The organism is Burkholderia sp. BCC1972, assembly GCF_905339605.1.
Taxonomy (GTDB): domain Bacteria; phylum Pseudomonadota; class Gammaproteobacteria; order Burkholderiales; family Burkholderiaceae; genus Burkholderia.
Window position 1 is genome coordinate 709,774 of the sequence record NZ_CAJPGH010000001.1, and the last position, 26,407, is coordinate 736,180.

Sequence of the window (26,407 nt, forward strand, 5' to 3'; positions counted from 1 at the left end):
GTGCATCCCTATATCGACGCGCTGCGCCGCCTCGACCCCGTCGCGCGACTGGGCACCGTGACCCGCATCATGCCGACCTTCGTCGATGCAAACGGCCCCGGCGTAGCGGTCGGTTCGCTCTGCGTCCTGGGAGAAGAGTCGCCACCGCTTTATGCCGAGGTCACCCGTGCGGAAGTGGGCAGGATTACGCTTGCCCCTTATCAAGCCACCCCGTCGCTCCGTGTCGGAGATACGGTACGCGCGGTCGGCTCGGACGCGGCACTGCCCGTAGGCGATGCATACCTGGGGCGGATCGTCGATCCGCTCGGCCGGCCGCTCGACGGCGGGGCCGTGATTGCAGCCCGACATGCGTGGCCGCTTGCGGGCGTGCCCACGTCGCCGCTCGATCGCGCCACCCCCGACCGTGCGCTCGACACCGGGATCCGGGCAATCGATACGCTGCTTACGCTCGGTGTCGGCCAGCGCATCGGCATCTTCGCGGGTAGCGGCGTCGGTAAAACGACGCTGCTGTCCGGACTGGCTCGCCATGTCGATGCAGACGTGTGCGTTCTGTGCCTCGTCGGTGAACGCGGACGCGAAGCCGAGGATTTCTGGCACCGGTCGCTTCAGGATGTGTCGCGCGCGCGGTCGGTGATGGTGATCGCCACGTCCGATCAGCCTGCCATCCTGCGCGCGCGCAGCGTATCGGCGGCACTGGCCCACGCCGAGTATTTCCGTTCGCAGGGCAAGCACGTGCTGCTGCTGCTCGACTCGATCACGCGCTACGCACTCGCGTTGCGCGAGATCGGCCTCGCGGCGGGAGAGCCGCCGACCCTTCGCGCCTATACGCCGAGTGTCTTCGCTGCGTTGCCGAAGATCGTCGAGCGCTGCGGCGCGGTACGCGACGGCGGCGCCATCACCGCACTGATGACGGTGCTGGCCGAAACCGACGAAATCGACGATCCGATGGCCGAAACCATGCGCGCGCTGCTGGACGGACACCTCGTACTGACACGAACGCTCGCCGAACAGGGGCATTTCCCGGCGATCGACGTGACACGCAGCGTCAGTCGGGTCATGCAACACGTCGCCAGCGACGATGCTCGCCATCTGGCTACGCGCGCCCTCGCCGGGCTATCGCTTTACGAGCGGTCGCGCACGCTCATTGAAGCCGGCCTTTACGTCAAGGGCAGCAATCCCGTACTCGACGACGCGCTCCGTGTGCGTTCCGGCCTCATCGATTTTCTCCGGCAGGACGTCGGGCGGGCCACGGATCGCGATCACGCGATCGCGTCGCTCAAAACCGTGCTGGAGGCCACGTCATGACACGCCGCTCGCAACGGGACGCTGCGCTCGACGTCGCGCTCGTCCGTCAACTGCAGCTGCAACAGGCAATCTCGCGTGCCGCGCAGGCACGCGCCGCGCTCGATGTCGAGCGCGACCGGCAGCAGCAAGTCGAAGCCGAGCACGACTCGCATCTCGCGGCGTGGCGCGGCGCGGCCCTGGCCGACCGGCTGTCGCCCGCGCTGCTCGCCAATTGCTCGGCGGCACTCGACGCCGTTTCCATGCAACGCGACGCCGCGTCGCGGCGCGTCGACATGCGGACCACCGAGCTGGAGGTCGTCCGCGCGGCTCTGCAGCAACGCGACCGCCTCGCCGACGCCGCCGATCACCAGGCCCTGCACGCAGAGAAACGACATCGCGCGGCGCTCGACGAGCGACGGATGACCGAACTAGAGATCCGAGTGGCCCTTGCTGGAGGGAATCGATGACAACGGATGTTCAGCTGCTTCGTCCGACCGACGCGTCGGCCGACCGGCCGCGCATATTGGCCGGCGGCACCGGCAATGCGTTTGGCCAGTTGCTTCGCTCGATGGAGCAAGACATGTGGCGCAACGCGGTGTCAGTGCTTCCGGCCGGCAGTCCCGCCAGGTTGACGCCCGGCAACACGGCAGCCGTCGAGTCACACGTGCGCGCTCCCGCCATCGTCGAACAGTACACCGCCTCGGTCGCGTCGCCTCTCTCGTCGCAAGCCGTGGCGACGGTTGCGCCCAACGTCCACCCCGCCGTCTCGCTTACGCAAACGAGCGCGCCGACAGCGCCGCCACAGCGCGAGGATGCGGCTCGGCCGGCGAGCGCCTGCCAGGCGCCTGGCCTTCGACCGCTGCCCGAGCGTTTCGGGCAACCGGACGCAAAGGCGTCCGGCTTGACCGAACGCATCACCGTCTCGGCCACCAGCCGCGACCTCCAGGCTGGCAACGTATCGCCACCATCGGCCGCCTCGCCGTTTCGCGTGACGGTCTTGCCTGGCAATGGCGCGCCACTCGTGTCGCTTCGCATCGCGCAGGCTGATCCTGACGATCTCGACCTGCTCGCTTCCCATGTTCGCGCCGCTCTGCAGCAGAGCGGCTACCCCGCGTCGAAGCTCGTGATCAACGGCATCGACCGCAACGCTCCCGGAGAAACCACTCATGGCGATTGATCCCATTGCCTCGTCCGCCAATCTCGGCGCCCGGGCAGATTCGCTCGGCCTGAACATGCAGTCGCTGCTGCAGATCATCCTGACACAGCTCACCTACCAGGATCCGCTGAAGCCCGTCGACAACTTCGAGTTCGTGTCGCAGCTCGCACAGTTCACGTCGCTCGAGCAGAGCCGGCAGATGACGGACAAGATCGACAGCCTGCTGACGGTCCAGTCGGCTACGAGGACGGTCGGCCTGCTCGGCCGCAACGTAGACGTGCAGACGGATACGGCCCAACTGAGCGGTGTCGTGAAGAGCGTGTCGTTCAAGGACGGCCAGCCACAGTTGACGATCGAAACGGCAAACGGCCAGTTCCTGACCAACGCGACGGTCGCGCAGATCGTCGCGGTCCGATAGTCGACCTGCACGGGAGAAATCCATGCTTGAAAGCATCTACATCGGCATGAGCGGCTTGACCGCCTATTCGCGCGGCTTGCAGACCATCAGCAACAACGTGGCCAACCTCAATACCGCCGGCTTCAAGACGTCGACGCCGCAGTTCGCCGACCTCTACTACGGACAGCAATTCGCACGCGGCTCCAGCGGCAATCCGAACATCATCTATTCGGGCAGCGGTGTCGAGTACGGCTACGCATCGCTGAATTTCAAGCAAGGCGACACGCGGCCAAGCGATGGCCAGCTCGATCTCGCGATCCAGGGCAACGGGTTCCTGACGCTGCTTGACGGAAAGGACGCCCGCTACACAAGAACCGGCCAGTTCATCGTCGACACCGACGGCTCGATTCGCGACAAGAGCACCGGCCTGCAACTGGCGGCGCTCACCGGCTCGGGCGATCTCTCGGGCCTGTCGGTTGCCGGCAAGCAGGTGAATCCGCCGGCGGCAACGACCGTCGTCAAGTTCACCGACAATCTATCCACAGGGTCGACCAGCTTCTCGATCCCGAACATCGACGTGTATGACGCCAGTGGCGGAAAACACACACTCAAGCTCGATTTCAAACCTGATTCCGGCCCGCTTCCCGGACGCTGGAAAGTGTCCGTCAGTGATGAAAACGGCGCACCCGTCCAGGAAAGCACGCTGCAATTCACCGGCGGCATTCCCGATCCGGGGCAGAACAAGATCAGTGTCACCTTGCGCCCTGCCAACTCGCCGCTGCTCACGGTATCGCTCGACTTCTCCAATGGCGTGACGAGCTATTCGGCGGGCACGACATCGACCCTGCGCGTGTCGTCCAAGGATGGTTACGCGACCGGCACGCTGTCGTCTCTGAGCGTCGATCAGGACGGTCAGCTCGTGATCGGCTATTCCAACGGGCAAAACGACAAGCTCGGCGCGGTTGCCCTCGCCAGCTTTTCCAATCCCCAGGAACTGATTCAGATGGGCAAGGGACTGTTCGATGCGAGCCACGCTGCACCGCCTGCATATCGCTCCAGCAATGGCGCCGGCGTCGGCAAGCTGCTTTCCGGTGCGACCGAGGCATCGAACGTCGACCTGTCGTCCGAGTTCGGCCAGCTGATCCTGATCCAGCGCGGCTTTCAGGCTTCGTCCCAAGTCGTGAGCGCGGCGAACGAGATGATGCAACAGTTGCTTCAGATGCGGAGTCAGGGATGAGCATCGGTCCCGTCACCTGGAACCCGCCGAGCGACCGTGATCCGGACATCGCGCGTGCGCTGTTCGAGACCGCACTCGCCGACTGGCAATCGCGGTGGTTCAGCCGACCGCACTTTTCCTTCGACGAGATCACCCGTTTGCCCGGCAAGCCGCCCGAACCTGGCACACAGGTGCAGTCCAGTCATGGGTGCGCACCGGGTGTTCGCATCGACATGTTCGAGCGCAGCGACCGGCGTTTGATCGACGCCGCATTCGCAGCGGGCGGGCACGCATTCGACAACCGTGCGTGCCGCGACTTCCTTGCCTCGATCGCCACTGAAATCCGCGACGACCTGATTGCGTCGCTGCGCGTACCGCCTAGTTCCAAGCTGCCCGGTTCGACACACACCGGGCATGACGCATACGCCACGGCCGCGACGTCGTTCAGTGGCTACGGCGTCCTCCGGCTGCCTATCGTCGAGTTGAACGGCGACATGCTTGCATTGTTGTCCTGTGATGTACGGCATATCTGGAATGAAGCCGCATCCGGCGCAGCCTCCGCCGCGCGTCGACACGTCGACGTCGAGCTGACTCCGCGCCGTAACGCGCTCGATGCGTGCCCGATCGCACTGTCCGTCCGGCTCGGCCGGTGCGAGCTGTCCGCCGCCCAGCTGACGACGTTATCGCCGGGCGACGTCATCGTCCTCGACCGCACGATCGACGCGCCAGCCACGCTGGTCGTCGACGAGACTGAATCCGCCGTTGCATTCGGTACACCTGGCCGTACCGGCACATCGCTTTCCTTCAAACTGACGTCGCTCGCGACGCCCGATTCGCCATGACCACTCATACGTTTCCCAAACAGGCCGTCGCGGCCCGCGTCGATCTGCCCGAACAGCACGCCGACGCACACGCGGAAGAATCGCAACGGCCAATGCTCGAGTTGCTCGACGGCGTCAAGGTCACCGTCGACGTGTTGCTCGGTCGCGCCACGATGAACGTCAAGGACATGATGACGCTGCAATCAGGCGGCGTGCTTGAACTGGATCGATCGATTGGGGATCCGGTCGATATCGCGTTGAACGGCAAGACCATCGCGACCGGCGAGATCGTGGCCATCGACGGCCGATTCGGCGTGCGCATCGTCAGCGTCGGAATGGCCGATCGATGACCGCACCGGCCTCCCAATCGTGGCTCGAACACGCGCCCGATGCCGCTCCGGCCGCTGGCCTCTTCTCGCACCTCGGCGTCGACTGGGTGCGCGTCGTGCTGGCATTGCTGTTGTGCCTTGCGATTGGTGTGATCGCCATCCTCGTCATTCGGACGCGCGCCGTTCGCGGCACGCCTCGCGAATCCGCGAGCGCGCCGCGCATTCGCGTGATCGAACACGCCCGTCTTTCCACCCGCGCTACCCTGCATCTAATCGAATATGACCGGCGCGTTGTTCTTCTCATGTCCGATGCGAATGGCAGCCGTGTCGTCGATGCTCGCGACCAGTCGCCATCGGAGTCCTGAGATGCGCGACACGTTCAATCGCGTTCTGGCCGTCATGCTGCTCGTGCTCCTGAGCAGCGCCGCCACCGGGGCTCATGCCGCACCTGCTCTTCAGGCCACCGCCCCGTTATCGTCACTGGGTGTCGCCGATTTCGCGCGCTCCGGCGCCGGCATGACCGAAGCCGTCCGAATCGCCGTACTGCTGACGGTGCTCAGCCTGCTCCCGGCGCTCGTCGTCTCGATGACGGCCTTCATCCGGATCGCGATCGTGCTGTCGATGATCCGTCATGCTTTCGGCATGCCCGAAACGCCGCCGACGCCGGTACTGATCAGTCTCGCGTTGTTCCTGACCGTGTTTGCGATGCTGCCGACGCTGCAGACGATCAACCACGACGCGCTTCAGCCATTCATCAGTGGTCACCTGGAATTGTCGCAGGCGCTCGACCGCAGCAGCGGGCCGTTGCGCGACTTCATGCTTCGCCAGGTGCGCGAAGACGAACTGAAGTGGATGTACGAGATGTCGCACCAGCCGCTTCCGGCGACGCCCGCCGACGTCAGCCTGCTGCAACTGACGCCCGCATTCATCCTGAACGAGCTGCGCGTGTCGTTCCAGATCGGTTTCGTCATTCTGTTGCCGTTCCTGCTGATCGACCTCGTCGTCTCCAGCGTACTGCTGTCTCTTGGCATGCTGATGGTGCCGCCGGCAACGATCTCGTTACCGCTCAAGGTGCTGATGTTCGTGCTCGTCGACGGCTGGGGCCTCATTTTGCGTGGCGTGCTGGGCAGCTTCAAATGACGCTGCAGGATCTGCCGGGCGCGTTGGACGCCATACCGACGGACGGACGAGAACACGACCTGTGGGTCGCGTTCGAGCGCAGTCGCGCCCCCGATGCACGAGAAGCGCTATTCGATTTCTATCTGTCGTACGCGGCGGCGCTCGCCGGCAAGCTGTATCGCGGCCGGCACCGCGACGATGTCGAATACCAGGACTACATGCAGTTCTCGTGCGTCGGCCTGCTCGAATCCATTGACCGGTTCGACCGGACCCGCGGCGTCGCATTCACGACCTTCGCGACGCAACGGATCAAGGGCAGCGTGCTGGACGGCGTCGTCCGGCTGACCGACGGGCAGGAACAGACTGCGCTGCGCGCCAGCATCCGCCGCGAGCGGCTCGAATCGCTGAAGGATGCGTCCAGTGACGAGCCGCGCGACGTGTTTCGCGTACTCGCGAGCGTGACGGTCGGCCTCGCAATCAGTTTCATGCTCGACGATACAGGCATGATCGGTGCCGACCCGAGCGCGGCGCAGCCCTTCCAGGACCATCCGTACCGGACGCTGGCGCAGCAGCAGACGCGCTCCCGCCTGTACGACGCGGTCGACCTCCTGCCGGCGCGCGAGCAGAAGATCATTCGCTACCACTACTTTCACCGCTTGAGCTTCGAGCACATCGCCGACATTCTCAACCTGTCCAAAGGCCGCATTTCGCAGTTGCATCGCGCGGCACTTGACGAGCTTCGTCGGCAGATCGGCACCGACGACTTCTATCTTCTTGCGTGACTCGCCATGGAAAACAACCCGTCATCGATTTTGTGCCCGGACGACCGGATGGCCGTGCTGGTGGAAACCATGCGATCCAGCGACGAAGCAGCGCTTCATGCGCTGAACAATGCGCTCGAGCGCTGGCCCGACGACTATCGCCTGTGGTTCCTGCGTGGCGCGGTTCATGCCGGATCGCAGCACTACGAGGCTGCCAGAAGCGATTTCGACGCATCGCAGCAACTGACGCCCGATTTCCCGATCGCGGGCTTCATGCTCGGCTTTCTCCATCTGACTCACGGTCACGTCGATCGGGCAGTCGACGCATGGCGGCCGCTCGATGCGCTACCGACCGACGATACGCTGCGCGTGCTGAAAACCGGCCTACTGAATCTCGCGGACGACCGCTTCGCGCTTGCCGGCGAGCAACTGCGTGCGGGCATCGCAGCGAATACGAAATACCCGCTGATCAATCGCTATATTGTTGACGTGCTCCGCCACGTCGAGTCAATCGTTGGTTCATCGCCGGACAGTCACGCGGCATCCGAAACGACAAGTATTCTTCCGGAAATCGACTCCGCATATTCCACGCCCCGCTGACAGGCATACCCATCGCCATGATTTCCCGCACCACGCTCGACCAGCTCACCGAGATACTGCGCAGCGAGCTCGACAAGAAGGCCCGTGCGCGGCCCGGTGCCGCAGGCGCGACGTCGGCCGGCAGTACGACATCGAAAAGCGGGCCGCGCCCGTTGAACGAAACGCTCCGCGCACATATCGACCAGTTGCTCGCAGCGGGCGTGATGGATGAATTCCAGTTGACCCGCGCCGCAGTCGAGCATGTGCTGCACCGGCAATTCGGCGACGAGCAGATCAACGATCCGGCGTTTCAGTCGATTGCGAACCGAGTGGCGCAAACCATTCTTGAGGACGACCTTCTTCGGTCCGAACTGCTCTCGACATTCGCTTCGAGAAAATAGCGCCTATCAGCCACAAAGCACGATCAATGACCCACAGTAATCCTGTACTCGATGTACAACATCTCGTGCAACGTGGCGAGATGGACCAGGCCCAACGCTTGCTGGACAGTTTGAGAGCCGACGATGGCGATAGCGCGCTATTTTTCCACGCATGCGCTCAGTTTCGCTATTTCCTTGGCGAGTTCGAAAAAGCGGTTGATCTGTGCTTGACCGTTACGCAACGTGCACCAGGATACACAAACCATCGAATGATCCTGTTCTATGCGTGCGCTCACCTAGGCAGAATCGACGTTCTCGACGCACATTTTGAAGCGCTGGTGCTGGGGCTCAATGAATGGGAACGCCAGCAGGTTAAGTTCGAGATTCAACATCTCTTCGGCCAAGACGACGAAATTATCACGCGATCAATGTCGTACCATGCATCGCACCTCGCAAATGCGATTCCGAATACCACCAGTACTCAACTGAGGAAAAGTCGCAGCGCGTCGCTGATGCGGGCTTACGGCATCTCCACGGGCCTAAATGAATATGCATCGACCTATACAAGCCGCCCAGCAGTAGCCGAGATATATGGAATCAAAGATCCTGGCTACTGGTGTGGTGACACACCATTACCGCGCGTTCTCCACTACGTCCGAGGTGGCGGCTTCGGTGACTGGATCCAGTTCCTCCGGTACCGCGCGCTGCTCGCGCAAGCCGGGACAGAACTCGTCCTTCATGAACCTTGGCCTTGTCTGCCCGTCAACCCTGCTTGGTTGAACGATTACCGCGACATAGGGGCCCGCGAACTGTTGGCATCACTCTCAGGTAACGCGCCACACGATGAAATGTGGGCCACGCCGTTCTCGCTGTTCACCGCTCTGTTCCCACTGGCCGGCTATCTCCCAGCGCAACGAGCGATGTACGAAGAGGCGCCGTCTCCGTCCGTTGCGGACCTTGCGAGACGCATTCGTCATGATGCGCGTGGGCGCCCATGCGTTGCGCTCTTTTGGTCAGGGAATGAATCTGTTCACGGAGATTTCGCGTGGAGAAGCCTGCGTCTGCACCAGGTACGTCCATTGCTTGAGAATCAAGACATTCACTGGATCGTTCTGCAACGCGGCCTCGAAATGCAGCGATGGCTCGCAGATGACTTGTCACATACGACAACTAACATCGACTCACAGACCGATCTACATTCGTTAGCTATGCTGCTTTCGACAGCGGCCGACGTTGTCGTCAGCGTCGACAGCGGCCCGCTTCACCTTGCCGCCAGTTTGAACCTGCCGACCATTCTACTTTCGCCGCTACATGCAGACTGGCGTTACGAGCGAATGCCAACGTCGACACCGTGGTATCCCAATGTGCGCATTGTTCGACAACCGGTTATTGGCGATTGGAGCGCAATTGTTGCCGAAGCGGGCAGGATCCTCGAAATTTGGTGCCGCACAGGAAGGTTATCGTGAGCGCTAAGAAAGATCGTCGAACCGGACACGCTATTCCGTGTTGGGTCAGTATGCAGGAAAGGTATGCCTCGGGATCGAGGCGGTTCATGCGCACCGTGCCGATCAGGCTATACGTCGCAACTGCGCGCTAGCCGCCAGTGTCGGTACCCGCGGACAAATAGTTGCGCCTCCCGATCGCGACATCACGCAGCGCTCGTTCAGCAATCAGCTTGCCGATCTCTGCGCGTCTGTCACCGCCGTGGTAGATCAGCGCCGACCAACGGTCCAGCGAAAACTGGATCGCCTCGGTCGTGTGCGACTTCGCGGAGAGGGAGTGTCGGGTCGAACCACCGATTCATGTCGTCCAGCAAGGTTACCGCTCGTGCCTTGTGCATACTGTACCGTTCGTCGGATGGCTTGCCACGGAGTCTTCCGTCTCGTGGAGTGTGCCGATTCGACGCGGCGCTTCCTCCGTCACCGCGTTGGGACACACTACATGCAGGCCACGAATCTTCTGGCGCGCGTGCGCCCTACAGGCGGCTTCATGGATAGTGCCGTTGTATTTGTCCGTCAGCGATCGGCTACCGATGTGCCAAGCGGACGCAATGTTTCCTGAAGCAAGACGATCGATCTCACGAAAAAAGCCCGAGAAGCAACTTGTCATAAGCTTCGATCTGTTTCGGATTGGTCGACAAAAATCGCTCAATCCTTTCTCGTTGTTGATCTCGATAATCTTGCCAACTCTCGTCGTGAAACTCGATCGCTCGCTCGAGTTGGCGACAACCTTCGTCCACATCGTTTTTATTGTAAAAGTAGCCTAGGTCGCGGCAGAGGTCGGCGTTGTGCACTAGCGCGTAACCGTTCCAGCACGCGTCGAAATAGAAATAATTCAACGCAAGCCCTGACTGATGAGAGATGACGATGTCGGTGAATTCTGAAAGAAACTGAGGCGTATTGTGGTACCCAACGAAGCTTATTCTTGAATCTTTCACGAGATCCAGATGATGCGCAATGCCAATGAATTCGGGGCTGCCTTTTGCAAGATGCTCCGTGTTCGTCGCATGCACATAGGATATTTTTGCGCCGAACTTCCGGTAACCCAATTCCGCGATCAAGATCGGGTAGAGGCAGAACTTGGTGACGTCGATATTCGGCTCCATGACTGACAACCGTTTCGGTTGCCCGGTCGGGCGATACTCCCCGCGATGCGGGAGCGCGGCCGATCGTTCTTCAACGCAGATCGGGTCCCAGACGAACGGTACCTCGCGAACAGGCTGGCGTCGCAATACGCTGAAGAAGCCGGCGCTGGTATCGACGACTTGCGGGATGATCCACACCTGGTCGTAACGTTGGTTGATGAATACCGTTTCAGCATGCCGTCTGCCGAAAATCATGGCTTGCATCATGTGCACGTATTCCGGACCGCAGCAGTAGCTCACGACTTTCGCGCCACGCGCCTGCAGATACGCGGTTTGCTGTTGATCGATTTGCCCGCCGAGTTCGATCAGCACATCGAGCGAATCTTTCGCGTCGTCGAAGGAGCACACCGGAAACTGCCCAAGATCCCACGGAAGATCGGTCGTGATCTTGACGCTCGTTGTGTTGATCAACTTGACTTGATGCCCGAGCGGTGAATGCTGAAAGAGCTTCATCAGATACAGGGCGTTCTGCTTGATGCCGTTGACCCAAAGGCTCTCCGTCGCGTGGTGAAGGCCGATTGTGATGCCGATTTTGAGTGACCGTGCCGAACTCATTGGGTCTCCGGTGCTCGATAAGTAGCGAATAAGATCATAGCGTCCCCCGCTTCTTCTGAGCGGTTAAAAACTGTCAAAATTTGGACCTGACCTGATCCGATAAATCGTCCTGCTCAAAAGCAGAGAAATTCAAGATGATGTATGCAAGCGGACACGAAAGCCATGCCGAAAGGCCCCGTCCGTATTGGCTCAGCGCGATCCGCGGCCGCCGCAGTTTGTCTCTCCGGTCAGGAATGGGGTGCGCCTCAAACCCGCGCCACACTTGGCTGAGCGACCGTTTCGCACGCGGTTTGGTACGTGCGTCATGTCTGTGCGATTTCCAAGGGGTGGTGCGTTTTGGACCAACACGAGATTTAGGCTGCAAACAGGGCCGGCGACGGCGCGATGGTCGGAGCTGGAGTTGGGCAATTGCTGGCGTCGACGGCGGCCGCCACGAACGACGAACATCGAGTCATTGCCGACGACTGGCTGCATCGCTCGGTCGATGGAATCCGCGTCATGCACCTCGATGCCGACGAGCGCTGGCGCGTCTCCAAACAGCTCTTCTAGGATTCGAGCACAGATGCAACAACGCCCGCAGAAGCGGGCGTTGTGTGGTTATCAAGGATGAATTTTGTGTAGCACTTCGACATTCAGCTCCGATGCGACCGCAGCAGCCTTGTCAAAGAAATCCCTCGCTCGCCCCGTAATCGGATACCTTCCAATCACATCGATTCTCAAAATCCTCCCTTTCGCATCCGGGTAAGCGTCATAGACTTGACCGGATTCAATGAACTCAAAGTAAGTATTCAACTTCTCCTGGAGAGCCATGAGATGACGCTGCTCATCTTCCCAGTCCCATGAATCGAGAATGCTGAGCACAACCGTATTTGATGCATTTTCCAAACCTGCTGCATCGACTACCCTAGTGTTTTCTAAGCTCATTTGTTTTGCTTCCGAATGATGTCCACGACGCTCGGTGGAACCTCCGTTCCACCAACATATGGCACCTTTCCTTTACCAACAACGGTGCCTCCATATGTCTCAAGCTCGGGATATACGATCTTTTGATTGGGGGTCAATCGCGCGTCCGCCGATGCCTTCATATCCGACATCTTGGTTGCGCCGCTATCAATGTCCTGACCAAACGCGTCCAGACGAACTCTCAATCCAGATGGTCCGTTTGATCGGACAGTAATCTGAGGCTGGATGTTCGTTTGAGTTTGCGGCAGCACATCGCGTATAACGTCCGCCTCCCAAGCGTCCCCTGCCGCCTTGTTTGCCTGAATTCTTCGAATTGAAGCGGCACTGGTTGGCTGCAGCGCCCTCGGCATCTGGAACCCGGCACGCGCTGCTGCAATTCCTTCCAGACTGCCAAGCGACGCAGCCGCATAGTAAGCATCAGTGTCTGAGCCGCCCGACAGATAGGTTAGCCCGCCAGCAATACCACCTGCCGTACTGCCTCGCATGGCGTCCAGTGCCGCAGCTGCACGGCTATTTACCGCAACCTGATCCGTGCCGTCCCACGGCACCAGCTTAGGCTGTCCCGCTTGCGGATCCAGACGCGGAACTTGATACGCCGACATCATCGCAGCAGTACGAGCCGACGAGTCCTGCGCGAGTCGCCCGAACAGTTCGCTCGCATCCGCGACTTGTACGCCCGGATTCGGCTCCCCGAAACTCACCACATAGGGTTGAGCAGCCAGCGGTGTGGGAGCCGCCGGAATGCCTCCCCCAAGACCGTACAACACCGATGCGTTGCTATAGGGCGTCGGTACAACAGGCATCGAGAACAGGTTTTCCGATGTCGGCTGATAACGGCTCGCGTCCCCAACCATCCCGTCAACATCACCCATCACGCCATACAGCGAGCCCGTTCCATTTTTCCCAACGGAGCCGGCTTGGACTTGGTCGACCACCATATTGCCAACCGTGTCCGCAACGATGTCTCCCATGTTACGCGACAAGCTCCCGCCACGAACCAGCGTACTCGCAACACCGGCGCTCAATCCGCCGGTTACGCCGCTGGCAAACCGCGCCATGGCCGTGCTTGCACCCGCTCCCAACGCTACCTTCCCGACCTGCTCGCCCACGCCGTATCCTACACCCGACGCAATCGCGCTGGCCGCCACCCCCTTCCAGTCAAAACGATCCTGTAGTCCGGTTACAACCCCGATGCCTTGCGTTGCCACCGATCTCATGGCCCCTTGAGCTGCTGCGCTCAATGCGTTCGCCGGCGCACCCACTGCCGCTCCAATCCCTGCGGTCAAGCCGGCCGCTACCGCCCCTAGCGTGATGCTGTTCAGATTGAGACCGTGCTGCTCACCGGCAGCGATCATCACGCCCTGCGATGCTAGCGCCCCCGCCGCGCCACCAATTGCTGCGGCTCCGAAACCGGCCGCCCCCAACGAACCCGTCAAGGCGCTGACACCGGTTGTGAATAGCCCCCCGGTGGCTGTCGCGCCCAACGCCGGCGCAGCGGCCCCTGCCGTTATCACCGTTGCAACGGCGGCGACGATGATCGCAATGATCGGCATGAATCCGCCGCATCCACCCGGTCCCGGCGGAGGGGGAGGCGCCGGCAGGGTCGGCTGCGTATTGCCGATTGCGAGCCCCGGATCGTACGGCTTGAAGGTCGTCGCCGTATTGTGGACGTTTGTCACCTTGTTCGGCACGGTCAACAACTGTCCGGGCCGCAGCTCATCCGTACTCTTCAGACCATTCGCATCCGCCAGGATGTACCACAGACTCGAATCGCCCCACAGCGCGGACGCAACCGATTTCAGCGTATCGCCCGCACGTACAGTCCACTGGCCCGCGCTCGCCGCCGGATACGTGCCGTTGATCGCCATGTAATTCTCGTCGAAATCGGCGGCACTGATCGGCGTGAAGACCCGATACTGATTCTCGTTGCCCTTGCCCAGCTTGCCGGCAAGTTCCTGCATGTAGTCGATCTGGTCGATCCCGTCGTTGCCCTGGTTTCCAACCCGGTTGCCGTTCAGGTAGTAGTAGTTATGCTTGCGATCGCCGGCCGCACCCATGATCCGGCCGTCCGTCCCTACCGTAACGCCGGTCAGCTCGTCACGCCGCTGCACCTGGCCGCGCAGGTCGGTCCAATACTGGAATGCGCGTGCCTTGCCTGGATCGTTCCCGCCGTCGTCGTAAGTGCTCTTCAGGTTACCGTTCGCGTCGTAGTTGAAATACGACGTTGCCGGCTTCCAGCCTGGCGCATTCGGATTCGATGCCTGTACCGTCACGCGCGATTGCTTTGCGCTGTCCCACCACTCGTATGCATATGCGGAAGTCGTACGCGTCTCGCTCGCATCATCCGGCGTCGTTTCCACCTTCGTCAGCGTACCGTCCGCCATGCGCGTATAGGCGGATGTCGCGTGATGCAGATTGTCGCGCTCTTGCGAGATCATCCCGTCCGCATCCCAGGTACGGTCGATCCCGGTTACTTGCTGACCGGTGTTCGCGTCGCGCTCTACGAAGCCGGTCACGCGACCCAGTAGGTCGTTCTTGCGCTCCTGCACGACGATGTCGTTGACGCTCTGCGTTGCAAGATAGCCGTTGGCGTCGTACGTATAACGCTCAGTCCGGCCGTCTTTCGCGTACATGGCCAACACCCGTTCACCCGCGGCGTTGTAGCCAAGTTGTATGCCGTCTCCGCTGAGCGTTCCCTTCACGATCGATACGCTCTTATCGTTCGGATCGGTTGCACGCGCACCCGACAGGCTGCCCATCGATACCGTGAAGCGGTTCAGCGCGTCGTATTCGTACCAGTACTCCTGCTCGCGATCGTGATAGCCGACCATGTCGGTGTACTTCGCGAGCATCCGCCGGCGATTGCCCACGGCGTCGTACTCGTAGTAGACCTTGTACGCATCGTCCTCGATCGCCGTCACGCGATTCAACGCGTCGTACTTGACGCGGGATTGCGCGAACACGTAGACGTCGCCGAAATTAGAGAAGTACTCGGCGGTCCGGTTTCCGTCGCCGTCGTATTCGTACAGCGATTGCGTCTTCGTCGCGTTATCCTGGATCGAGCGCACCAGCCCGTTCGAGTAGTACGTGTAGTCGACGTCCTGGCCGCTCGTTCCCGACTGTTTCGTCAGCAGCCCCGCCCAGTTGTACTGGTACTGGAATACGTGCCCACCAAGGTCCGTGTGCTTTATCAAGCGACCGAACTGGTCGTTCTCGTCGACCATCGTTATGCCGTTGGCGTTGGTCGTCGTGCGAATCCAGCCGCCCGAAGTCGCCGTCCCGACCGAGCCCATGCTCGTGGCCCACTTGTAGTCATACTTGACTTCGCGACCAGCCGCGCTGATCGTCTTTACCACTCGCCCATCGACGTCGTAGAACGTACGCTCGCGGCCGCCCTGCGCATCAGTATGTGCAATACGCCGATCCAGTGCATCGTATTCGTAGCGGTCGATGCTCCGTTGGCCATCCGCCAGCGCTGGCCGATCGACTTCGATCAGACGGTTCATTTTGTCGTAACGGTAGTCCGTTCGCCGATTCAGCTCATCGATCGTCGTTCGCAGATTGCCAAACACGTCGTACTGCATCGCCTTGCTGAACCCCAGCGCATCCCATGTCCGGGCGACCGTGGCCTTGGCCGACCCGTAGTTCCACTGCTGGGTGGTCAGGTTGCCGTTGGCATCCTTCAACCCGACCAGGTTGCCGGTGAGATCGTAGTAAAAGTGCGTCTCCGGCTCGACCTCGATCTGTGCGCCATTCGCGAGCGTCACGCTCACCTTCGGCTCGTGCTTGAGCGTCAGATACCCCATCGTGTTGTATGACGAGGTCGTCCAGTTGCCGCGGCCGTCACGTTCGGCCGACACCTCGCCGAATGCGTTGTGCTGCTGCAAACGGTCGATCGTCATGTCCTTCGCTGTCTCGTCGATCACGCCGACGATATCAACGTTCGTCACCGGGTTGTTACGCGTGCCGGTCAGGAAATAGCTCTGACGCTCGGTCAACACAGTGCCGTTCGCATCCTTGGCCAGGTAGCGATATTCAAACTCGGATCGCGTGGGCAGCGCCGATGCGTCGAACAGGAAGCGCCCCAGTGCGTCGCGCGTCAGCGTTACTTCGGTAAACGGACGATCGAATGCCTGGTCCTTCGCCGTGGATTGACGGTAGTACAACGTGATCGTGTTGACGTTCGTCAACGGCTGACCGTCCGCACCGACCGGCTTGAACTCAAAAATGCTCGGACGCTCACTACCCGTCAAAGTGACCTGGGAATTGCCCACAGTACCGACGGTGATGTCGCCAGCGCCCATCGCCAGCGGAATGCCAGCGGCGTCGTAGGCGGTGTATTTGATCGCGTAGGCATATGACTGGCCGGGTTGCGGAATCAACCCGCCTGCCTGGACGTCCCACGTGAACTCGCCATTACCCATGCGGGTGACGCGCGAATAGCGTGTCGTACCGTCCTGCACCCACGACACCGTGATGTAATCGGTGTCGGCAGGTTGCGAATGGAACACGATCGTCGATTTCAGATCGGCCAGGTAGTTCGTGCTGAACGACGGCGAGCCGTTTCCACCCGGCAATCCGACCGAACTCAGGACAGCGTCGAGCTTTTGGCCCGCCGCGTTGTACAGGTTGATCTCCAAGTCAAGGTTGCCGGGCGCATATCCCGACAGGTCGATCGAGAATGCGCCCGTGGCCGGATCGCGCCAGAGCGTTCGTTCTTCGTTCCATGTAGCGCCGCCTTGCGGACGCATCTTCACGACGACGTGGTCGGCGAGATGCAGCGCGGAATCGCGCGCCGAGTAGAGGTTCAGGGTTTGCGGCGACGTCCAGACGTAGCTGCCGGATGCATCGGCCAGGAAACCGGCGCGGTTGCTTTCCTCGTAAGCGGGGATCGGCGACGACGTTACGGTCGAGTTACCGCCGCGCGCGATATGTGCGTTATAGCCATCGCGGCGCAGCAACGTACCGGGCTCACGCCCGTCGCTGCCGTCCGATATGGCCATGAAGATCATTTCGTAATCGCCGTCCGGCACAGTGCCCACGTCGATCGTGTATGAACCGGGTTCGCTGTTGGGATCCTTGCCGAGCGTCCGGAATGCTTCCGTCGACCCAGATGGTCGGTAGTACAGCATCGCACGCGCACCGGCGGGCAGCGTATGATTGGCCAACGTCAATCGATTGGATACCGATTGAATCTCTTGTGATGAGTTGAGGACATCTCTCGGTGCGACCGTACCCCACGTGGCATTGCCCACGGGCGGTTCCCACAAATTTGCGCTTTTTGCGACTGTGCCCAGTAAACGACGATCCGCAGTTCCATTCTGCGGCTTGATGTAGATTTCGACGGAATAGTCGAACTGGTATGGCAGGTTTGCGTACTCGCCGCCGGGGTTACTGAGGGCGTGATATTCCTTGATCGGAATCGTCAATTTGCCCGACTGATTGACTGCCGTCTGAATGGTTTGAGTATTCTGGAATTCAAACGGAACATGAACGCTTCCAGAGGTCGTCGCTGTTGGCAAGTCTTCTCCCTTGCCGTGATAACTCGCGACTATCTCGTACTGGTATGCGCCATACACGCTTTGTAGATCAGGGAGATTAACTTCGAGACCGTATACTTCAAACCAAACCGATACAACGTCCCAAGACACACCAACCGATGCGGTCGTGCTGCCCGACGTAGCTAAACTGATTTCGGCTGGCTCCGTATAGGCCGGTCCGGGCACCGGACGATTCTGCTTCTCGATCCACCCGCCGATACTCAACTGCGTATTCGCAAAGATCCCGCCGTCGATCGGGATATCGACCGGATGAAAGCTGATACGCGGCACGCTGCCTGATGTTTTCGGCTGACGGATCTGGATGACCTGATTACGCGCGTCGTAGCGCGTAAAGGTCTGCATCATGTCTGCCTTCTGCAGCAGCTTCTCGAGATCCTCACCCGTCTTGATCGCGAACCCGCGCAGGTCAGTCTCCATTGACTCGACCTTCAGCGTCGCATTCCCGTTGCGATCGTACATGTACAGATGCGAGATGCCGTCGTTGAAGTTCGTGCGGACGACACGGCCAGCATTGTCGTAGTCCGTGTATTCCTGCCACTCACCGCCTTGCTCGGAGAGTATCCCGTTGCCGTTCGTGCGCCGCCCAATCAGTTCGCCGTACGCGTTGTAACGCAACTCGGTCTCGATACCTTGCTCGGAACCACTCTCGCGCCACGTCCCGCTGTCGCGTCTGATTTCGCGATTCTCAACATCGTAGCGGGTTCCGAAAGAATAGAATTTCCCCGGCCCGTCAGCTTCGATGTTGCCAAACTGCATACCTGTCACGTTGCCGGCCACGTCGTACGAGTAAATGGTCAGCGTACCGTCCGCATACCACTTGCCATTGACCCGGCCACGAGCGTAGGTATATGCCGTACCCTTATCCCCGCTGCTGTCCTGGTGATTTTCCCCGATGATATTGCCTAGACCATCATACTGGTACAGCGTCCGTGCGCGGGTTCGCTGGCCCTGGTAGTCGGTGAACTCCGGCAACAATTCCAGCGTGCGATGGCTGAGCACATCGTACCCGTAGTCGTACTGGTTGCCGTTGGCATCCACCTGCTTCAACAGATTGCCGTTACCATCGTATGCATAACGCGTCGTCGCCGCACCGACCTGTTGCATCAGCTTACCGCCACTATCGACCGCAGCGAACTGAACGTTTTCGCGAGTCTCACTCGTCTTTCGGCCGTTGCGGTCCCACGTGTAGTCAGTGATCCGGTCATCCTCGCTGCGCGGCCACGCATTGATCAGCGTGGCGCCAAGTGACGGATTCGCCGTCACAGGATCCGGATACGGCTTGGCAAACCGGATCTCCTGCGTAACGTCGCCTCGCTCGTTCAGCGTATAGGCGACACCGTATCCCTTTGCGTCGATTTCCAGTGTCTTCTTGCCGCTACCGTTGTAGAAATACAGCGTGCGACCACCGCCCGGATCCGTTTTGGAGATGACCGCGCCACGTCCGTCGTATTCCCATTGAGTGACGAGCTCACTGCCTGACGTGATGAAGTATTCACCACGCTGGTCTTCACCTGCACTTGGATCGAAATACCCGGTCGCGACGTTCATCACGCGCGACTGGACGAGGCGTCCGTCTGCGTCATAGATCGTGCGTGTTTCGCGCACGTTGGTCGCATCGACCGGCACCGGCGGCGCTGAACCTTGCGTAGCCTTCACCAAATCCCCGAAGATCCGCGTACGCGTCGCATTACCGGACGGATCGTACTCCCACAAAGTGAGCGTACCGAGTGGGCTGACCTGCCCGGTCTTGCGTCCTGCGGCGTCGTAATAGAACGTCGTCACCCCGCCACTCACGTTGACCTTCGACACAAGATTACCGCGCGCATCGTAGACGGCTGTCTCAACCGCATCGGCCACGTTATAGTTGCCCAAATAGACAGACTGATAAGTTCGAACCTTGCGGTCAAGCAGATCGTAGCCGTACTCGGTAATGCGCTCTTCGTCGAGCCCCTGCGCCTCCGTCATCTTGATCCGGTTGCCGCGCGAATCGTACTCGAAGCGGTTAACGACGGGCTTGTCCTTCGACCGGATCGGCAACGTCTCGGACGTCATCCGGCCCAGATGGTCGTACGTATAGGTAAACGTACCGCCCAGCTTGTTCGTGTAGCTGGTGCGATTGCCGAGACCGTCATACCCGTAGGTTTCGAAATACCCTTCCGCATCCGTCGACTTGATCACGCGACCGAGCTTGTCATACTCCATGCGCGTGACGGCATCGGCCGGATCGGCGGCCGGCAGCACCTGCGACAGATCCGACTTCCAGCCGTCGCGTTTCCAGGCGTCATCGACCGCTCCCGATCGCGCGAGTCGATAATCGGTCACTTGCGACACGTTACCGAACGCATCGTATTGCGTGCCGACGACCCAGTTTTCCGGACTGACCTGCGCAATGACCCGATTGAGCTTGTCGTAGAACGACACAGTCGTGGCCGACAACGGGTCGGTCATCGTCACCTGATTGCCGAACGCGTCGTACTGGTAACGCGTCACGTTGTGCAGCGCATCCGCCTTCTCGCTCACGCGACCGGCGGCGTCGTAGCTCTGGGTGCTGGTGTAAGCCTGCAACAGCACACGCTTTTGGTCATCGGTCAGCGCGGCCGCCACCAGCGCGTTGCCGGCGCCATCCACCAAGCCTCGCGCTCCGCGCTCCGCCAGCGCCCAGGCCGTGTCCTGTTCGGCGAGTTCGACACCACGCGGGTCGGTCGTCGCAACCTGCCGGCCGACCGCGTCGTACGCATAGCGGGTCGTGATGGCAACAGCCGTGCCGTACGCCTGCGTCTTCGCAATCAGATTGCCCGCCAGATCGTAGACGGCATGCGTCGTCGACGCGTCGCTCGTGCCGGCGGCCACGGTCGTATCGACGGCCCGGCCGAGGGCGTCGAGCGTGTAGCTCGTTTTGACGCCCAGCGCGTTGGTCGTCTCGATCAGACGCCCCGCACCATCGTACCGATAGGAAGTGACCGCGGCCTGGTCGAGCGTCTCGGACCTGAACGCCAGCCACATGTCGTAGGTCTTCTTGTAGCTTGCCGCTTCAGGATGAGCACGTGCGTAACGAATCGTCTTCGCGAGCCGACCGGCGTTGTCATACTGATTTTCAGTGACGTAGCCCTCGGCATCGACTGTGTACAGCGGCCGGTTCGCGTCGTCGTAGAACCACCGGGTTTCGCGCGACGTATTCTGCGCCCCTTGTGCATCCCACGTGTTCAGCAGATCCGTGAAGGTGGCATAGTTCGGATTGTCGGTGCCCGTATATGGCGTCGCGTAGTACTTCGTGTCGACCAGTTGGTCGGTCGCATTGTATGTATTTCGCGTGACGTAGCCGGCTGCATCGATCGTCGCGACCAGGCGATGCTTGCCGTCGTACACCATGCGCGTCACGCGGTCGCCGGCCTGAACCTGAACATCGATCCGCGACAATGCCGTTCGGATCGCGTCTTGCGACTCGCCTTCAGCCGGATTGATGAACCCCGCGTACGCCGTCTTGCGAACCACGTTGTTGCTGGCGTCGTACGTCAATTCCGTGACGGCGCCTGCTGCATCGACGGTGAAGCGCAACCGGCCGTCGGCGTCGTAGACGTTCCGCGCGATCTCGTCCTGTTGCGATGCCGGCACCAGGCTACGCAATTGTTCCGACGTCAGTTGGTCCGGCAGGCCGGCCAGTGCTACCGGCGTCGCATACACGGTACGTTTGACGACCCGCCCTTCGGCATCACGGTCGAGGGTGGTTACGGTGCCCGTCGGACCAACCGATCCAATTTCCCGACCGGCGGCGTCGTAGACATGATGCGTGACGCCGCCCGCCGCATTGGTCTCGGACACCAGGTTACCGGCCGGATCGTACGCATAGCGCGTCGTCAGCTTCAGACCGGCCGGATCGACGATCTGCTCGATCAGCCGACCGGCGCCATCGTAGGTGTTCTGCGTGACCTTTGCGGTCGCGCTGTCCGCACCTTCAGTCACCGTCAGGACCTGGCCCGTGCCGTCATAGGTGAAGGTCGTCGTCAGCTTCTGGCCGTTCGGATCGACGATCACCGTCATCTTGCGGCCGTTCAGATCGTAGTGTGTATCGGTAATCGTTCCGGACGGATCGGTCGTGCGGACCTGCTGCCCCTTTGCGTCGTATTCGTACTTGGTGACCAGTTCGACCGGAACCCAGCCGTCCGGGCCGGTCGACTGAGCGCTCTGGTTGGTCTTTTCCGTGCGCTTCAGAACGCGACCGACCGCGTCATAGGTGTAGTTGACATCTCGGCGGTCTCCGATATCTTCGAACAACACGTTTCCGGAGTGATCACGGGAATAGCTACGCCCGAATTCCCAGTCGTAACCGTTCAGCGTCCGGCTGCTAAAGGTCGTCCCTTTCAGTTCACCGTTTCGATCGTAGCTGTACTGAACGACGTTGTCCTGGCCGTCCGTCACCTTGTCCACTTGGCCAAACTCGTTGTACGTAGTCGTCGTCAACACGCCCTCTGGCGTTCTGACGATCATCCACTGCATTTTCGAGCTGTAACTGTACGTGGTCGTTTTTCCCAACCGGTCCGTATACGTCAACAGGTTGTTGAACCCGTCGTACGTCGTGCGTGTCTGTCCGGACGCATCGCTCGTGCCAACCGTCCGTCCGTTGCGATCGTATTCCGTGATGCGCGATACGCCGTTCGCATCGACGGATTGAACCACCCGGCCGAAGGCATCGTAGACAGCCTTCGTGATCAGATTCAGGTAACCGGGGTCCGTTGCCTGCTGAATCTGATGTCCGACGCGATCGTAGTCGTATGTCGTGATTCGATGCGTATTGATGTCTACTTGTTGCGATTGCGACGTCACCTCGCCGAATGCGTTGTATGCGTACTCGGTGGTCGCTCCCATCGCATCGGTGCGCTTCGTCAATCGGCCGGCCGTGCTGTAGTTGAACGACGTACGCGATGCGTCCGCGTTGTCGAGCGCAGCGAGGGCGGTCGCCACATCGTCCGTGAGGCGGCCACCCTGCAGCGTCTTGAGTACATCGGCCGACAGACGGACCGCGTAAGCAGTGGTCTGCGCTATATCCCCGAACGCATCACGACTATGCTCGATAACTTCACCGGCAGCGTTGATCGTCGCTGCGAGATTGCCGTTCGCATCGTAGTAGTAAAGCGTCTTGCGGCCGTCCGCGTCGGTTGCGGAAGTCCGAAGACCAGCGGCATCGTACGTGTAGGCCTCGTAGAACTCGTCATGCCGAAGTTGCGCGAGCATGGCTGTATCGCCGCTCTTTTCGTACAGGTCGATCAGCTCGAGTATCCGGCTGCCCTCCCCGGAATACTTCCTGACCACGCGGCCTTCTTCGTCGTAGCGATACGTCGTCGTGCGGTTGAACGGCGGCTTGCCCTGCGTTTCCGTTAGCACGCGCCCCATCGCGTCGTAGGTGAAGCTCGACGTTTTGGAGCCCATCACCCCATAGGTGACTTGCTCCAGCAGACGCCCCATCGCGTCGTACGCGTAGGTCGTACGCTCGAGACTGCCTGGCGTCGATGCCGATGCGATCAGGTCGGCGGCGTTGAGTGTGTAGCGAACACTCTGTTGATTAAAGCTCACTAGCCTGGATGGTGCTGCGACAACACGGACGAACTCGTGATCGCCGAACGTAGCATCGCGCACCACAATCGGCGCGTTCCTCGAACTACGGAATTCGACCGTGTGGCTGGCAAGCGGCACTGTATTGGGTACCGTCAAGGTGTAACGCGTATCGTTCTCTGAGCTGAGCGTCACCGTCCCGACCTGTACGCCATCAAGCCAGATCTCCAGCTTCGCGCCGACCGTGCCGGAGGCCTCGATGCTGACTGCCACCTGCTGCGGTTGACTCAATGTGCCCAGTTCGACGCGCTGCCCCCGCGTACGCTCGACAACGTTGCCTTGCGCATCGTAGCGATAACGCGTCACGTAGCCTTCGCCATCGATCTCCGCCGCAAGCAGCCCACGTGCGTCATACACGAAGCGTGTTGACACGTCTTGTGCACTTCCAGCCGGGATGAGTTCTGCCAGCTTCGGTCCAGACCATATTGAAAATGCCGTACGCTGTTCTTCGCTTACAGCCGTCGCATACCGAATCACTTCCGTGCGTTCGCCTGCCGCGTTATACCGGTATTCCGTGAGATAGCCCTGAGGGTCCAACTCACCACGCAACGACCCATCCTGATCGTAGAAATATCGCGTTGTCCGATCATGGTCCACATCGGCCGGCGGAAGCGAACCATCCGGCGCAGCGGTCATATCGAGGCGATTTGAAAACACCGTCTTCGCGGTGACACGCCCGAAACCGTCATAACTCCACTTCGTAACGGTGCCGTCCGATTCAACCGTTTGGTCGACCCAAGTGTTGTTCAGCCGGAGTAGCCATTCCGATCTATCTTCAGGCGTCGCACTCGGCCTGAGCCCGAGCGCCTCGAGCGTCAATGGACCGCCTGTTGCCAATTGTTCAACCGGACGCCCGGAGGAATCCGTGAGCGCCGCGAGTTGGGCAGATGTCAATCGGGTCGCGTAAGTGACCGTTTTCGTCTGGTATCCCAAGCCCTTGTCGTAGACGTATTCCGTCAGAACACCGTCTGGCCCGATTTGGGCAATCTTCTGATTTCGTGCGTTATACAGGTAATGGGTGCTCTGTCCGTTCGCGTCGGTTGACATGCGCGGCCGACCATTCGCGTCGTACCAGTTCTTCGTCTGCGAAACGAGTACACCCGAAGTGGTATCGGCAACCGCCACGAGCTCACCTGCCGCATTCCAGCTCGACGTACGGGTTAGGCCATTTGCGAAAGTGACCGCGACCGTATGATTCTTGTCGTCATACTGGTAGACAGTGAGCGCACCATCGAAACTCACGGAGGTCAGGATCCGCCCCAATCCGTCATAGGTGATCTGCTCAACCTTCTCCTTGCCCGATTCGCCCACGTAACGCTGCAACAAACGCCCGTGCGGGTCGTAGACGTAACGCGTTTGCGAAACGATGCCAGTCAGGTCACCCGTTCCGTCTGCGAGGAGACGTTCGTACCGTGTCTCAACTGCCAGATTCCCCCGCCAGTCGTAGCTAGAGTCAATACGCAACGCATGCTGCCGATCACTCGACGCTTCCGCCCACGTGTCGAGAGAACCGACCGACAGCGCATCCGTCTCGGCGAGTCCCGTAGTGTCGAATACCGCATTCTCGTAACGGATTTCCGATACGCGTTGTCCAACCGCGTTATATCGATACTCCGTGACTCGTCCCTCGGCGCTGACGACATACCGGATATGCCCTTTATCGTCGTAAGCGTAACGTGTCGTTTGAGAAGAAAATTCTGGCCTACCGAGCGTACTGATAACCGTTTCGGTCAGCAGCTCGTTCTTCGAGCCAAACGTGCGCCTGGTTTCTGTTCCGATACCTCCACTCGACGTCACGAGATTGCCGGCCTTATCGTAGATAAGCCACGCCCCCCCCAACAGGTGGTCTGTCTGCGAATAAAGATTACCCTCAGCATCGTAGTCAAAGGCAATCCATTGACCGTCCTGCTGACCGGTAGTCGGCCGCTTCTCAACACTCTTCAGTCGCCCCGCATCGTCCCAATACAAAACCTGCACGAGACCAAGAGGATCGGTCACGGTCGTTTGCCGACTTGCAAGGTCATACTGCAATCGCGTGATCCTCATTGCGCCGTTATCCGCAGCCTGAGCAATCGTCGCGACACGGTACTCACCGTCAATCAACTGGTACGTGAACTCCACTCGGGAGCCATCGGTTTGTCCAATAGACGCAATCCTGTCGCTCGTGCCGTCATACGTGTACGTCGCCGTAAACACGTTGCCGTCGGCAATGCTGTTGTCTTCAGGCGAGAGATCGGTGACGACCTGCGACAGTCGCCCCTGCGCGTCGTATGCATAGTGCACCTTGGTCTCGGTCGCCGACTGCCCGTTCGCTTGCTGATAGACCGAACGCAGCGCCGAAAGTCGCCTGGCTGCGTCGTAGTCAAGATAGGTGACATCCCCGCCCGCCGTCGTGATCTGTGCGAGCTGACCAGAGGCGGCATAAGCGTACTTCACGGTATTGCCGTCGACATCCCGGCTCGAGACCAAGCGCCCGCCCTGAGCCGCGTCGTAGGTTTCCGTCACATGCTGGCTGCCATCGGTCCACGTCCAGCTGTTCGTGGAAGCATCGAACTGGAGGGTCGCTCGCGGCCCCGTCGTGGTCACTGCCGTCGGTCCGGGCTGGTTCGCGTTGCCGACGTTCGCACCGACGCCCAGTGTCGAAACGTAGAGATTGCGGGTCGCGTCGTATGCAAACGTCGTTTGCGAGCCGTCCCAGTCCGTCAGCGTGATCGTGCTGCCTGCCTCGTTCAACGTGCCGATCAGCCCGTCGACGGCTCGGGAGGCGCCTTCACGCCAGTTGAGCTGCCCGAGGCTGTTGTAAGCCCGGTACACCGCGCCGTTGATCCCCTGCCCCAACAGCAGCTGATCGCGATCCTGCAGCATCAGGTTGCCGTTCGCCGCGTTGACGTAGACCTGTTCGCCCGTCTGGCCGAACGCGGCGTTACCCAGTACGCCTCTGTTGCCCAACGCCGTGGACGAAGAGGATTGCAGACCCAGCCCTTGGCCCGTAACGATCGCTACCATGCGCTTGCTCTCCCGTATTAGGTTTGGTT

General features: G+C 60.5%; 17 protein-coding genes and 1 pseudogene. 14 read left to right on the forward strand and 4 right to left on the reverse strand.

All coding sequences use genetic code 11. The annotated features are described in order from the left end of the window. The 13 genes from U5798_RS03200 to U5798_RS03260 all read left to right on the forward strand — a co-directional run bounded on the left by U5798_RS03200 (window position 1) and on the right by U5798_RS03260 (window position 9,508). Window positions 1–1,305, forward strand: coding sequence for a FliI/YscN family ATPase (locus U5798_RS03200; RefSeq protein ID WP_322081146.1), 1,305 nt, complete (start codon window positions 1–3; stop codon window positions 1,303–1,305). Then, window positions 1,302–1,751: a hypothetical protein gene (locus tag U5798_RS03205; protein WP_322081147.1), complete on the forward strand. Its 450-nt coding sequence runs from the start codon at window positions 1,302–1,304 to the stop codon at window positions 1,749–1,751. The genes U5798_RS03200 and U5798_RS03205 overlap by 4 nt, the downstream gene beginning before the upstream one ends. Then, on the forward strand, window positions 1,748–2,461 hold the full coding sequence (locus U5798_RS03210; protein ID WP_322081148.1) for a hypothetical protein: 714 nt from the start codon (window positions 1,748–1,750) through the stop codon (window positions 2,459–2,461). The genes U5798_RS03205 and U5798_RS03210 overlap by 4 nt, the downstream gene beginning before the upstream one ends. Beyond that, the gene (locus tag U5798_RS03215; protein WP_322081149.1) at window positions 2,451–2,858 is read left to right on the forward strand and encodes a flagellar hook assembly protein FlgD; all 408 of its coding nucleotides are present in this window, start codon (window positions 2,451–2,453) and stop codon (window positions 2,856–2,858) included. The genes U5798_RS03210 and U5798_RS03215 overlap by 11 nt, the downstream gene beginning before the upstream one ends. A gap of 22 nt (window positions 2,859–2,880) precedes the next feature. Continuing rightward, complete coding sequence (locus U5798_RS03220; protein WP_322081150.1) at window positions 2,881–4,074, forward strand: flagellar hook-basal body complex protein; 1,194 nt, start codon at window positions 2,881–2,883, stop codon at window positions 4,072–4,074. Further along, on the forward strand, window positions 4,071–4,895 hold the full coding sequence (locus U5798_RS03225; protein ID WP_322081151.1) for a FliM/FliN family flagellar motor switch protein: 825 nt from the start codon (window positions 4,071–4,073) through the stop codon (window positions 4,893–4,895). The genes U5798_RS03220 and U5798_RS03225 overlap by 4 nt, the downstream gene beginning before the upstream one ends. Before the next feature lie 92 nt (window positions 4,896–4,987). Next, a complete protein-coding gene (gene fliN, locus U5798_RS03230) occupies window positions 4,988–5,224 on the forward strand; it encodes a flagellar motor switch protein FliN (RefSeq protein ID WP_322081152.1) in 237 nt (78 codons plus the stop codon). Beyond that, on the forward strand, window positions 5,221–5,568 hold the full coding sequence (locus U5798_RS03235; RefSeq protein WP_322081153.1) for a flagellar biosynthetic protein FliO: 348 nt from the start codon (window positions 5,221–5,223) through the stop codon (window positions 5,566–5,568). Before fliN ends, U5798_RS03235 begins: the two co-directional genes overlap by 4 nt. A 1-nt stretch (window position 5,569) precedes the next feature. After that, complete coding sequence (gene fliP / locus U5798_RS03240; RefSeq protein ID WP_322081154.1) at window positions 5,570–6,343, forward strand: flagellar type III secretion system pore protein FliP; 774 nt, start codon at window positions 5,570–5,572, stop codon at window positions 6,341–6,343. After that, window positions 6,340–7,104, forward strand: coding sequence for a sigma-70 family RNA polymerase sigma factor (locus U5798_RS03245; RefSeq protein ID WP_322081155.1), 765 nt, complete (start codon window positions 6,340–6,342; stop codon window positions 7,102–7,104). Before fliP ends, U5798_RS03245 begins: the two co-directional genes overlap by 4 nt. Window positions 7,105–7,110: 6 nt before the next feature. Continuing rightward, window positions 7,111–7,683 (forward strand): hypothetical protein, encoded by a 573-nt coding sequence (locus U5798_RS03250; RefSeq protein ID WP_322081156.1) that lies wholly within the window; start codon window positions 7,111–7,113, stop codon window positions 7,681–7,683. A gap of 17 nt (window positions 7,684–7,700) precedes the next feature. Continuing rightward, on the forward strand, window positions 7,701–8,063 hold the full coding sequence (locus U5798_RS03255; RefSeq protein ID WP_322081157.1) for a hypothetical protein: 363 nt from the start codon (window positions 7,701–7,703) through the stop codon (window positions 8,061–8,063). A 26-nt stretch (window positions 8,064–8,089) separates the two neighbouring features. Beyond that, window positions 8,090–9,508 (forward strand): glycosyltransferase family 9 protein, encoded by a 1,419-nt coding sequence (locus U5798_RS03260; protein WP_322081158.1) that lies wholly within the window; start codon window positions 8,090–8,092, stop codon window positions 9,506–9,508. 46 nt (window positions 9,509–9,554) lie between these two features. Here U5798_RS03260 and U5798_RS03265 read toward each other — a convergent pair. Then, a pseudogene (locus tag U5798_RS03265) lies at window positions 9,555–10,046 on the reverse strand (IS66 family transposase); the annotation flags it as partial. Window positions 10,047–10,119: 73 nt separating this feature from the next. Next, a complete protein-coding gene (locus U5798_RS03270) occupies window positions 10,120–11,241 on the reverse strand; it encodes a DUF2827 domain-containing protein (RefSeq protein WP_322081159.1) in 1,122 nt (373 codons plus the stop codon). Window positions 11,242–11,649: 408 nt separating this feature from the next. Here U5798_RS03270 and U5798_RS03275 point away from each other — a divergent pair, with 408 nt between their 5' ends. Next, entirely contained in the window at window positions 11,650–11,790 is a 141-nt protein-coding gene (locus U5798_RS03275; RefSeq protein ID WP_322081160.1) for a hypothetical protein, read from the forward strand. 51 nt (window positions 11,791–11,841) lie between these two features. Here U5798_RS03275 and U5798_RS03280 read toward each other — a convergent pair whose 3' ends face one another. After that, entirely contained in the window at window positions 11,842–12,165 is a 324-nt protein-coding gene (locus U5798_RS03280) for a DUF6572 domain-containing protein (RefSeq protein ID WP_322081161.1), read from the reverse strand. Beyond that, window positions 12,162–26,378 (reverse strand): LysM peptidoglycan-binding domain-containing protein, encoded by a 14,217-nt coding sequence (locus U5798_RS03285; protein WP_322081162.1) that lies wholly within the window; start codon window positions 26,376–26,378, stop codon window positions 12,162–12,164. The genes U5798_RS03280 and U5798_RS03285 overlap by 4 nt, the downstream gene beginning before the upstream one ends. Window positions 26,379–26,407: the final 29 nt, after the last annotated feature.